Genomic DNA, 12,356 nt, shown 5'->3' with positions numbered 1-12,356 from the left:
AGCCCAAAATTTTTAACTGACATTTGGGAGAACCCATGGAAATCGTATGTCTTGATCTTGAGGGTGTATTGGTACCAGAAATCTGGATCAATTTTGCTAAAAAAACAGGAATCAAAGAATTAGAAGCAACAACTCGTGATATCCCTGACTACGATGTGTTGATGACTCAACGCTTAAATATTCTTAAACAGCATGGTCTAGGCTTAAATGACATTCAAGCTGTGATTGCAGACATGGGGCCATTTCCGGGTGCAAAAGAGTTTGTAGAATGGTTACGTACCCATTTTCAGTTGATTATTCTTTCAGATACATTTTATGAGTTTGCACATCCGTTGATGCAACAGTTAGGTTGGCCAACAATTTTCTGTCATAAATTAGAAACTGATGAAAATGGTATGATCACTGCGTATAAATTGCGTCAACCTGATCAAAAGCGTGAAGCTGTAAAAGCATTACATGGTCTAAATTACCGTGTCATCGCAGCAGGCGATTCGTATAACGATACAACAATGTTGGGTGAAGCTGATCATGGTTTCTTATTTGATGCGCCTGAAAATGTGATTCGTGAATTTCCACAGTTCCCACCAATTCATGGCTATGACGCCCTTAAAGAAGCAATTCGCAAAGCATCTATCCGTGATATTCCTGCTTAATCTAAGATTTAAATCCAAAGGCGCTCAATGCGCCTTTTGTTTTGCTTTGATTTTTAACATACTTTAGTGGATGTTCTGTTTATTTTTAAAAGCAAAAACAAACGCCAAGCTGGCCAACAAAATAATCATACAAATATAGACATCTGCTGTAAAAATTAAGCCAACTTTATTGACAAAGTATCCAGCAATAATCGCAGGTATACTAAAGGCCAAATAGCTTTCAACAAAAAATGCGGCCATTAAACCTGCACGTTGTTCAGGTAAAGCTAAGGGCATTACAGCACGAATTGCACCCATAAAACCTGTACCAAAGCCAATCCCAGTCACCACAGCACCAATAAACAATAAGATTGGTTGCACCAGATGAATGCCAAGCAAAATAACACTTGAGCCCAAGACAATCGTAATTGCAGCAGTAATTAGAATTTTAAATGTTGACGCATTGCGCAGTGTTAAAATCCCAACAGCCCCTGAAACTGATAGAGTAATAAACATCATGCCATTCAGCCATGCCGATTGCACATGGAAAGCTTGAGCCAGCAATGAAGGCATTAACGAGAGGAAGAACCCACTGACCATCCATAACGAGATATTAATTGGACTTACGATCAAGAGTGCTTTTCGGGTTTGTACTGGAATAGTCAGTTGCGGTTTTAATGATGCCAAAGCACCCACACGTTTAGTTGCTGTTTCAGGGCTAAAAATTGCGATAAAGCTGGTAGATACAAAAAGAAAGATGAGTATTTCAAAAATTAGTGTCAATGGAACAGTTGAAAACTCTAAAACAATACAGGTCATCAGCATACCCGCAGCCATGCCGAGCATGGGAGAAATACTATTAATTAAAGAACCCTGTGTTTTACTTAAATCAAGTAAAGCTGCTCCAAATGTAGATGCGGCTAAAGCCGTGGCAATACCTTGCAAACCTCGTGCGATAAACAGCATTTCGATATTGGATGCAAACAAGAAAAAGCCCATGGACATAATTTCTAAAATCAATGCCACAAAAATAACTGGCTTACGTCCAATATAATCAGACAATGATCCTGCCACCAATAAGGTTAATAGCAATGCAAACGCATAGGTGGCAAAGATAAGCGTTAATAAAACAGGAGAAAAATGGAAGTGTTGTTGATACAAACGATATAACGGTGTTGGTGAGCTTGAGGCTGCCAAAAAGGTCATCAGGGTAAAAGTATGTGTGTACAGTGCAGCATTATGGCTTAATTTATAGGAAGTCACTTGACGATTAAAATTAGAGTTGCGCATAATCAACATGTACATAAAAGCTATTAATTAGCTTTTATACCGTATTTTGGATTAAACACAAAGGTTTAGCTAAGATGATTTTTGCTTAAAGCTGTTCTTTAATTATTAACCCATTGATAGATTTTCATTTATAGATTTGTAGTGATTTGCTGATGACGAAAGTGATTACAGGTTTGCGTCCCGGTGGGCGCAGTGCACGAATACAAGCTGCAGTTCATAATGCAGTGCAAACATTACAGCAAAATGTTGCTGTGGCAGATTTGACGATTCCGATGATTGCTGAATTTGCAGGGGTCACCCCCTCTACGATCTATCGACGTTGGGGAGATTTATCTCAACTGCTTGCAGATGTTGGCTTTAATATTTTACATCCAGACAGTGTACCTGCGGATCTTGGTAGTTTTAAGCAAGACTTATATGCATGGATGGAGCAATATTTTGAGGAATATGCCTCACCCGTTGGGCGTACAATCTTAAGCGATATTGTGGCGGAAAATGATTCGCCGACCTCTGGTAAGTGTTATGACTTTTTGATTCAACAGTTAGACATTATCCAGCAACGTGCCCAGCAAAGGAATGAAACAAGCATCGAAAATCAACTGATTATTGAAATTGTTATTGCACCGATGTTACATCGGATTCTATTTACCGAACAAGAATCGAGTTTGGACTATATTTACCATTTATTAGCGCGTTTATTTAATTTTGCGGATGTCCTTAAAAACACGACATCCGATTTAGTCAAATAAACAGCTGCAATCATTTCGGCTTTGAGAAAAAATTAAAGCGCGCCTCGAATTAAAGGATAAATATTATCTAGCAGAATTTTCTGTGCCGTTGCATTGGGGTGGATTAAGTCTTTTTGCATCAAACTTTTATTGCCTGCAATTCCATTCATAAAAAACGGATGCATTTTAACTTTGTATTGTTGGCTTAGGGTTTGGTAATTTTTCTCAAAAGCTTGACTATAAGCTGCGCCATAATTCGGTGGAATTTTCATACCCAATAAAATGACCGTGGCTTGGCTGTTCTGGCTTTGTTGAATTAATTGCGCAAGATTTTTATGAATCATTTGTGGCGGTTGACCGCGTAAACCATCATTGCCACCCAACTCAATCACCACGATATCAGGTTTATGGCTTTGTAATAGTTTTGGAAAACGCGCCAACGCACCACTGGTGGTTTCACCACTTACACTGGCATTCACCACATTATGTTGTTTAGGAAATTGTTGGTTTAAGCGTTGCTGTAGCAAGAAAACCCAGCCTTGTTGTGGGCTAATACCATAACCCGCACTTAAGCTATCACCTAAAATCATGATCGTTTTTGCAAAACTACTAACGGGCAACAGACAGAATATGCTAAAAAATAAACAATGAATTAGATTTTTCATCATTTTCAAATTTAACAATTTTTTGATTTGCATATTATAAGGTACTTTATGATGTCTAAGGTTCAGGATGATTCAACTTCTCCCATCATGCCACAAGTGATAATTTCTGCACAGCAACTTACACAAAAGATAGAATTACCTCATCAAACGCTTACAATTTTTGAAAATCTAAATCTTAATATTTATACAGGTGAACAGGTCGCGATTACTGGACGTTCTGGTTCCGGAAAATCAACTTTATTAGGCATCCTTGCTACTCTCGATCAAGCCAGTGCAGGTCAACTCAGTGTTTGTGGTGAATCAATTGAGCATTTAAATGAAGAACAACGTGCGTTGATTCGACTTCAATATATTGGTTTTGTATTTCAATCTTTCCAGTTGCTCCCACATCTTTCTGCCTTAGAAAATGTGATGTTACCATTACGTTTACAGAAGAATTTTAATTATGCACACGCAGAACAAAAATCTTTAAGTTTATTGGCCAAAGTTGGTTTAGAACGACAAAGCCAGCAAACACCGAAAGTATTGTCTGGTGGGGAGCAACAACGGGTTGCCATTGCACGAGCTTTAATTTCTGACCCCAAAATTATTTTTGCCGACGAACCTACAGGCAATTTAGATGAACATACCGCCTTTGAAATTGAACAACTCTTATTTGATTTAAATAAAGAACTCGGTACAACTTTAGTGCTTGTCACTCACGATTCGCAATTGGCCGCACAGTGCCAACGTCATTATGAATTAAAAGATGGTCAATTGATTGAACATGTGCAAACTCCTCAATCGAATGAGGTGGTGAAATGTTGACCTTGTTTAAACCCTTATTTAGGCAAAGTTTTGCCAGTTCAGGCATATATCTGCTGATTATTGCATTGAGTTTAGCCATTAGTGCGACTACTGCATTAAAGTTTAGCAATGATCAAGTCAAACAAGCAGTGACCTTACAAGCTGCCAAAATGCAAGCTGCAGATTTACAACTTAGTGATACAGATCCAATTGACCAACAATGGATCAAACAGGCTGATGATTTAAAATTAAAACAGTCCCATGTCACCATTTTTGGTTCAATGGCCTCTACACAGGATCAGTTTGTTATGGTCAATGTGAAAGCCATTGACACAGCATTTCCCTTACGTGGTGAATTAAGGATTGCGCCAAAACAAGCCTTACAAAGTGGCGGGGTTTGGCTAAGCAAACGCGCACAAGAGTTATTAAAATTAAACCTAGGCGATAGCGTTCAAATTGCCAATGGTCAGTTTAAAGTTACTGGCATCATTGAACATGATTCAAATCAAGAATTAGGCTTTTCTGCCTTTTCGCCAACCGTGATTATCTCTCAAGCAGATGTTGCAAAAACGGGTGCAATTCAAGTTGGAAGTCGGATTGAATATCGTTTGTTGATGGCAGGGGATGCGGAGTCGATTGCAACATATCAGCAATTTTTTAAGACTTTTAAAGCGCAAGAAAAGCAAAATGTGAATCCAAAGATTGCACAAAATTCGGATGCAGATTCAGCTTTAAGTGCACCAAGTGCCACTACATCGACTGAAAATCAGCCAGCAACACACTCACAAACAGATCAATCCATACAAGATCAACAAAATGCGGATAATGAACTAGATGCACAAAGTAATTTAAGACTACGTAATGCAGATGAGGGTAATTCACGCTTACTTAAACCAATTGAAAACCTCGATACTTTCTTACAATTGGCCAATATTCTGACGATTCTTTTATGTGGTTTAGCCATCGCTTTAACCAGTCAGCGTTATGTACAGCAGAACCAAGATCATATTGCACTGATGCGTTGTATGGGGGCAACGAAACGGCAGATTTTTCAAACCTATCTCGGGTTGCTGAGCGTTGTTATTTTAATCGCCATTGTCATTGGCAGTATTTTAGGACTGATTTTAGGTTATTCGTTATTGCAATTGATGTTGCAGATGATTCCGAACCTAGAGTTGCAATTTTCAATGTTGCAGATGCTGGTTGGTCCTTTGCCTATTGCAATTTTTACCAGTGCAATTGTATTGATTGGATTTATTTTACCGAGCTTGTGGCAACTGTTAAATACACCGCCTATTCGGGTGATACGCCAACAAGAAAAGTCGGCACGTTCAATGTTGTGGATGATGGCTACAGGTTTAGTCAGCTTGATTATTTTTAGTTTGGTCTTGACCGAAAATCTGATACTTACTGCGTTGGTAATGGGTGCAGTCATTGTGTTAACAGCTTTGTTATATGCAGTGGTTTGGATGATTTTAAAGACTTTAAAATCAATGAAAAATAGGCTCTCAGCCTATATCCGAACCCCTTCGCAAACCGCATTGCAAATTACCGCTTTGGCATTGGGTTTAAGTCTGATCACGGTACTTGCTGTATTGAGAACTGATTTATTAGAGCGTTGGCAGCAACAATTGCCTGAAGGAACGCCTAACCAGTTTATTTATGGTCTACCACCATTTGAACTGGATGCCTTTAAGCAACAATTAGCACAGCAACAATGGAAAAGTACACCGTTATATCCCAATGTAAAAGGGCGCTTATTGGCAAAAAATGGTCAAGCTTTTCCTGCCCAATTGGTAAAAACCAATAATTCTTTACGTCGTGAGTTAAATCTCACCCAAGCAGATCATTATCCACAAGATAATATTATTGTTGCGGGAAATGCTCAATTAACTCAAATTGGGCAGGTATCTGTAGAGGCCAAATTGGCTGAAGAATTGGACATTAAAATTGGTGATCGTTTAACCTTTAGTTTGCCTGAGGGAAATTTGGACGCGCAAGTTGTGAATTTGCGTACCGTGGAATGGCAAAGCTTTAGTCCAAACTTTTTCTTTATTTTTACTCCAAAGACGTTGGATGAAAACGCAGGCAGCTACTTAGGGAGTTTTTATGTGCCACCGAGTGAAAAAATCAAGATGGTTAATCTGATTCAGCAATTTTCCAATACGGTATTTATTGACGTCACTTTAATTTTTGATGAAATTAAAAACTTGGTTTCTGTGTTGGTCAAAATCATTACAGTTTTGGCAGTATTGGTAAGTTTATCTGGTTTTTTGGTGCTGATCGCCTGTATCAATTTGCTGATGGATGAACGTAAAAAAGAAGTGGCATTGTTACGTTCTTTTGGTAGTTCAAAGCGTCAGTTAAAAAATATGATGAGTTTTGAAATCGGTTTTATTGGATTATTGGCGGGGATTGTTTCCTGTTTCTTTGCAGAGGTGATTAGTGCAGTTGCCAGTTATCGTATGGAAATGGTGGTGCAATTACATTGGGAAATTTGGTTGATTTTACCAATTTCGATGGCAGTGTTGTGCGCATTGATTGGACGTTACCGATTGAGCTATTTATCTGAAATCCCACCATTGCAAAGTCTAAGAGAGTTGAATTAAACCGCTTTGTTTAAGTGGTTTTATTTGACTGTTTAATCTCAGTTGAGCCTTTAAAAGGCTGCCCAGTGAAGACAGTAAATTAAAAAATGGCAACCTACTAGGTCGCCATTTTTTATGCTTCTTGAATTCAGTGTACTCTGTAATGTTTTATTACGGCATAGACAAGCTATTTTAGAGATTAAAAGTTTAATTGCTCACGCATTTGTGCAATGGCTTGTTGCCAAAGTGGGCTAAGTGGTCCAACGAGATGCTGGCAATAGAGATAAACGCCATAGGTTGCTGCAATCCCTAAAATCACAATGATAATATTGGCAGCTTTACCCATTTTGGCACGCTGTGTTGCATACCAAGCCAAAGCCATGACCGCACCCATTAACATCCCACCGATATGGGCAGCATTGTTAATTCCAGAGGCTAAAAAGCCAAAAGCTAAGTTGACCGCAAGTACGGTTAAAAGTGATCTTTTATCTAAAATGAATCTTTGATTCGGGGTAGGTGGGAACAACGATAGTAGTGTCAGTGCACCACCAAGTCCCATTACAGCACCCGATGCACCTGCAGATACATGAGGAAAGAGTTTTTGATCAAAATTTTGCAGCAGTTCGTAGCTATTTCGAATATCCAAATAACCACTTAATAAACTTCCCATGAGTCCAGCAAGGATATAAAGTCCAAGGAAATAAAACTTTCCTAAAGTTTTTTCAGCAACATCACCAAAAATATACAGTGCCCACATATTCATCATTAGATGCAGGATACCGAAGTGAAAAAACATACTGCTGAATAAGCGATATGGTTCCTCTAAGAAGGTTAAAGGTGCATAATCAGCACCCCAACGCAACGCGTCCAATGTTGTCGGGTCAGTAATATTGACACCTGATAAGACTTGGATGGCAAATAAACCGACATTGATGACAATCAGCAATAAGGTTATTTTACCAATAGAATTGGGTTGGCTATAAGTTGAAAGATCTTGATATTTAGACATGCTATTGCTTAGCTTTTTATAGATAGATTCAGCTTAACATGAAACGTCAGAATTTTCGGAGTAAGCAGCTGACATGAAAGCTTTTATTGTTCGTGCTTTGTTAATTGTGGTCAGTATTTTGATCATGATTCAGCTATGGATTTTCTCAAGTTTAATTTATTGGCGTACCCATGATGTAGAAACCACCATGTTTATGCGTTGGACATATCTGTCTGATTTTGAGCCGATTCAACATCAATGGTGCGACTATGACAAGATCAGTGATAACTTTAAACATGCAATTGTCGCTGCTGAAGATGCTAAATTTCTCGATCATCATGGTTTCGACTGGGATGGTATTGAAAATGCACTACAACGTAATCTAAAAAAAGACAAATTAGTCGCTGGTGGTTCAACGATTTCTCAACAATTGGCTAAAAATTTATTCTTCTATAATCGTCGCTCATTTATCCGCAAAGGTCAGGAAGCGATTGCCACCACCATGATGGAGCGGATGTGGACTAAACAGCGCATTTTAGAAGTCTATATGAACTCTGTTGAATTTGGTGATCATATCTATGGTGTTGAAGCTGCATCACAACATTACTTTTCTAAGAGTGCGGCAAGTTTAAGTCGTGAGCAGGCCGCATTTTTAGCGGTGATTTTAACCAATCCGAAGTATTATCAAAAAAATCGTGATGATTCTAAGCTTCAATACCGTAAGCGTTTGGTTTTGAAGTATATGCGTTATACCCGTATTCCAGATTGACACTAAATAAATGAATTTAAAAAAGCACAAATTGATGTGCTTTTTTTATGAAATTGTCACAAATTTGAAGCATACTAGAATTAAGACATTTTTTTTGATGCAGGTTTATTGCATGAATACCGCAGTGACGACAACAACGCCTACAGAATATTCTTATAATGAACGATATATAAATCGTGAGCTTTCAATTTTAGATTTCCATTTACGTGTTTTAGAGCAAGCCGTTGATCCTTTACACCCCTTGCTTGAACGTATGAATTTCTTGTTGATCTTTTCTCGTAATATGGATGAATTTTTTGAAATCCGTGTTGCAGGAATGATGGAGCAATTAACTTTAGGGAATGAAAGTCGTTCACCAGATGGTTTGACGCCAAAACAAGTTTTAGACCAAATCTCTAAAACTGCACATGAAGCGATTGAGCGTCAGTACCGTATTCTTAATGAAGAAATTTTTCCTAAGTTACGTGAAGAAGACATTTGTTTTTTACGTCGTGGCGAGTTAACGCCTGCACAATCTGTGTGGATTAAAAAATATTTCCAAGAACAAGTTGCACCAGTACTTACCCCAATTAGCCTTGATCCTGCACATCCATTCCCACGACTGGTCAATAAAAGCTTAAACTTTATTGTGACTCTAGAAGGGAAAGACGCATTTGGTCGACAAATTGATTTAGCAGTTGTACCAGCACCACGTTCGCTTCCTCGTGTAGTGCGTTTACCTGATGAGCTTACAGGCGGTAAAGAACATTTTGTGATGTTGTCTGCGATTATTCATGAGCATGTATCGGATTTGTTCCCTGGGATGACAGCTACAGGTTGTTATCAGTTCCGTGTCACACGTAATGCGGATTTGGCGCTGAATGAAGATGTAGAAGACTTAGCCAAAGCATTGAAAGGCGAATTGAGTTCACGTCGTTTTGGCCGTGCAGTACGTTTAGAAGTGACAGAAAACTGTCCAAAACATATTTATGAATACTTGCTTGAAGAATTTGATCTAGAACAAGAACAACTTTATAAAGTGGATGGGCCAGTAAATCTGGCACGTCTTGTGTCAAATTTTAAACGTCCACATATGCGTTATGATTCGCATGTACCCGCGATTCCAAAAGTATTGAAAAAGTCTGAAAATATTTTTTCAGCAATGCAAAAACAAGACATTCTCTTACACCATCCATTTGAATCATTTGCACCAGTTATTAACTTGTTGCGTGAAGCTGCACGTGATCCCCAAGTGCTAGCGATCAAACAAACCTTATATCGTAGTGGTGCTGACTCTGAAATTGTTCAGGTACTTGCAGAAGCGGCACGTAATGGTAAAGAAGTCACTGCTGTGATTGAGTTACGGGCGCGTTTTGATGAAGAATCAAATATCGCCGTTGCCAATGTATTACAAGAGGCGGGTGCTGTTGTGGTTTATGGCATCGTGGGCTATAAAACGCACGCCAAAATGATCTTGGTGGTACGCCGTGAAAATAATAAGTTAGTACGTTATGTGCATTTGGGTACGGGTAACTACCATGCAACAAATGCTCGTATTTATACCGATTATGGTTTGCTCACTACAGATAAAGAGCTCTGCGAAGATGTACATCGTATTTTTCAAGAATTGACTGGTATGGGGAAAATGGCAAAGTTGAAAAAACTGTTACATGCGCCGTTTACTCTTCATGCTCAGTTAATTGCTTTTATTGATGATGAAATTGCCAATGCCAAAGCGGGCAAGCCTGCACAAATTATTGTTAAAGTTAACGCGTTAACTGAAGTTCAATTGATCAATAAATTATATGAAGCTTCGCAAGCAGGGGTACAAATTGATCTGATTATTCGCTCAATTTGCTGTTTACGTCCAGGGTTACCAAATCTGTCTGAAAATATTCGAGTTCGTTCAATTGTCGGGCGTTTCTTAGAACATACCCGTGTCTATTATTTCGGAAATAATGGCAATCCACGTATATACTGTTCCAGTGCAGACTGGATGGATCGTAATTTATTTAATCGTGTAGAAGTGTGCTTCCCGATCGAAGATCCAGCATTAAAAAAACGCATTTACCAGCAAGGTTTAGTCAATTACTTAAAAGACAATATCCGCGCTTGGCTATTGCAAGGCGATGGGACTTGGACTCGTGTGCAACCTAAAGAAGGCGAGGCAATTTACAATGCTCAACAAACTTTGCTTGAGCACTTTGTAAATGGTTAAGCCAAGATAATCTGATTGTCTTAAGCCCGATTAAAATTAATCGGGCTTTTTTGTATCAGTCAGTCGGATTTTAATGAAATTGAATGACTTGGTTATTTTAGATTTAAGCTTTTTTAAATCAGCAATCAACGCTTCTAATAAAGCATTGAAGTTCTTAAATACTAGGATGACTTAAGCTGTTGTGGTTTTAAACTCGATAAAATTGCAGGTAGTGCAATTAAATAAATCATCGCGACAACCAACCATATAGCGCCAGTCCATCGTGTTTGGAAATGAAAGTAAAGTGTAGAAAACAATAAGGGGGCAATAATCGAGGCTAGACTAATGGTTGAGGCGATAACACCTTGAAACTGTCCTTGCTGTGCAGCTGGGATTTTTTGTGAAACAACAGCTTGTAGTGCAGGAGTACCAATACTTCCTAGGGCAAAGATCGGCATGATTGCAAAAATGATCCAAGCGTGTTGGGTAAAAGCCATGATGATTAATGCCATACATATACATGCCAGACCAATCAGCACGGTATTTCTTTCACCAAAATATCGGACGGCATGTTGAGGTATAAATGACTGAACCAGTACTTGGCATAAACCAAAAGTGCCTAAAGAAAGACCAACCCAAAATGTATTCCATTTAAAGGTATCATGTCCCCAAAGTGCCCAGCAGACACCATAAGCTTCACCGCAGGCGCTAAACAGAAAAAATATCAGTAAAATGGGCAGTATATTTTTTTGAGCAAGGATAAAACTAAGACTTTTAAATGGATTCATTTCTAAACTGGAAAGTAAAGAAATCGCAGGTCGAGAAATGGTGGGTAAAGGATTGTTGCTTTGGGATTCAGGGAGTAGCCAGAATGCGATAAGCAAGTTAACTGTTGTTAAAATTGCCGCAACGAAAAAAGGTAGCCGTAACCAATACCCGCCCAATAATCCACCGAGGATAGGACCGAGAATAAATCCTATACCAAACATGGCACTCATTAAACCGAAGTATTTTGCTCGATTTTCTTCTGACGTGGTATCAACGATATAGGCTGAAGCCACGGACATATTGGCACTACTTATTCCAGCAATGATTCGTCCAATGAACAGCAAGATAAGAGAGGGTGAGCAAGCAAGAAAAAAATAGTTGATTGCAGAACCCGCAAGTGAAATCAGCAAAACAGGTCTTCGACCAATGCGGTCACTCAAAGCACCTAAGATCGGGGAGAACATAAATTGCATAAGCGCATACAGGCTTAGGAAAACCCCCATTAACAAGGCAACGTTATGCTGATGGCTTAGGTCTTTCAGTAGTGAGGGAAACAGAGGGAATACGATGCCAATGCCAATTGCATCTAAGACAATCGTTGAAAAAATAATATATAAAGGTCGGTTCATACGCGTCCTATCGAAAATTCAGGCACAGAAAACTGTGAAAACCTGTTAACGATGCTTGGAAGATTCAAGCCCTGTGGAACGCTGACCAATGCAAAGGATTGGATATGTGTCGACGAGATGGATGCATGCTTTTTAAAACAAGCTGAGGATAGGTCGATTTTTCGCGATTTTCATCGTAACAATACATACAAAAATAAGCGAGTATTTTGTACTGCTCAAATATTATCATTCTTGATCTAGTAAAAACAAGATCGTTTTAATTTTGCTTATGCTGAGGTGATCTATAGACTTTTTAGATCTTCAATAAAAAAGGAGTCAATCATGACTCCTTTTCAGT

At 38.8% G+C, this 12,356-nt stretch carries 10 protein-coding genes; 6 read left to right on the top strand and 4 right to left on the bottom strand.

The genetic code is table 11. From position 1 onward, the window contains the following. The first annotated feature begins 35 nt into the window (after window positions 1-35). On the top strand, window positions 36-653 hold the full coding sequence (gene thrH / locus WFN33_RS04860; protein WP_004717409.1) for a bifunctional phosphoserine phosphatase/homoserine phosphotransferase ThrH: 618 nt from the start codon (window positions 36-38) through the stop codon (window positions 651-653). A 63-nt stretch (window positions 654-716) separates the two neighbouring features. On the opposite strand, the gene WFN33_RS04855 is transcribed toward thrH, so the two are convergent. Then, the gene (locus WFN33_RS04855) at window positions 717-1,922 is read right to left on the bottom strand and encodes an MFS transporter (RefSeq protein WP_336951852.1); all 1,206 of its coding nucleotides are present in this window, start codon (window positions 1,920-1,922) and stop codon (window positions 717-719) included. Window positions 1,923-2,074: 152 nt separating this feature from the next. Here WFN33_RS04855 and WFN33_RS04850 point away from each other — a divergent pair, with 152 nt between their 5' ends. Beyond that, window positions 2,075-2,671: a TetR-like C-terminal domain-containing protein gene (locus tag WFN33_RS04850; protein WP_336951850.1), complete on the top strand. Its 597-nt coding sequence runs from the start codon at window positions 2,075-2,077 to the stop codon at window positions 2,669-2,671. 32 nt (window positions 2,672-2,703) lie between these two features. On the opposite strand, the gene WFN33_RS04845 is transcribed toward WFN33_RS04850, so the two are convergent. Beyond that, window positions 2,704-3,318, bottom strand: coding sequence for an arylesterase (locus tag WFN33_RS04845; protein ID WP_419359381.1), 615 nt, complete (start codon window positions 3,316-3,318; stop codon window positions 2,704-2,706). 48 nt (window positions 3,319-3,366) lie between these two features. Here WFN33_RS04845 and WFN33_RS04840 point away from each other — a divergent pair, with 48 nt between their 5' ends. Both WFN33_RS04840 and WFN33_RS04835 read left to right on the top strand, forming a co-directional pair. After that, on the top strand, window positions 3,367-4,122 hold the full coding sequence (locus tag WFN33_RS04840; RefSeq protein WP_336951846.1) for an ABC transporter ATP-binding protein: 756 nt from the start codon (window positions 3,367-3,369) through the stop codon (window positions 4,120-4,122). Continuing rightward, the gene (locus WFN33_RS04835; RefSeq protein WP_336951844.1) at window positions 4,116-6,710 is read left to right on the top strand and encodes an ABC transporter permease; all 2,595 of its coding nucleotides are present in this window, start codon (window positions 4,116-4,118) and stop codon (window positions 6,708-6,710) included. The genes WFN33_RS04840 and WFN33_RS04835 overlap by 7 nt, the downstream gene beginning before the upstream one ends. A 178-nt stretch (window positions 6,711-6,888) precedes the next feature. Here the strand turns inward: WFN33_RS04835 and WFN33_RS04830 are convergent, their stop codons facing one another. Beyond that, window positions 6,889-7,698 carry a rhomboid family intramembrane serine protease gene (locus WFN33_RS04830; RefSeq protein ID WP_336951842.1) on the bottom strand — a complete coding sequence of 270 codons (810 nt, stop codon included), beginning with the start codon at window positions 7,696-7,698 and terminating at the stop codon, window positions 6,889-6,891. A gap of 73 nt (window positions 7,699-7,771) precedes the next feature. On the opposite strand from WFN33_RS04830, the gene mtgA reads away from it, so the two are divergent. After that, entirely contained in the window at window positions 7,772-8,446 is a 675-nt protein-coding gene (gene mtgA, locus WFN33_RS04825; protein WP_336951840.1) for a monofunctional biosynthetic peptidoglycan transglycosylase, read from the top strand. A 112-nt stretch (window positions 8,447-8,558) separates the two neighbouring features. Further along, window positions 8,559-10,643 carry a polyphosphate kinase 1 gene (gene ppk1, locus WFN33_RS04820; protein ID WP_004823258.1) on the top strand — a complete coding sequence of 695 codons (2,085 nt, stop codon included), beginning with the start codon at window positions 8,559-8,561 and terminating at the stop codon, window positions 10,641-10,643. Window positions 10,644-10,804: 161 nt separating this feature from the next. Here the strand turns inward: ppk1 and WFN33_RS04815 are convergent, their stop codons facing one another. Continuing rightward, complete coding sequence (locus WFN33_RS04815; RefSeq protein WP_336951838.1) at window positions 10,805-12,019, bottom strand: TCR/Tet family MFS transporter; 1,215 nt, start codon at window positions 12,017-12,019, stop codon at window positions 10,805-10,807. Window positions 12,020-12,356: the final 337 nt, after the last annotated feature.

It is taken from the genome of Acinetobacter sp. AS167 (genome assembly GCF_037152175.1).
In the GTDB taxonomy this organism is placed as follows: domain Bacteria; phylum Pseudomonadota; class Gammaproteobacteria; order Pseudomonadales; family Moraxellaceae; genus Acinetobacter.
This window is presented reverse-complemented; position numbering and strand designations above follow the sequence as displayed.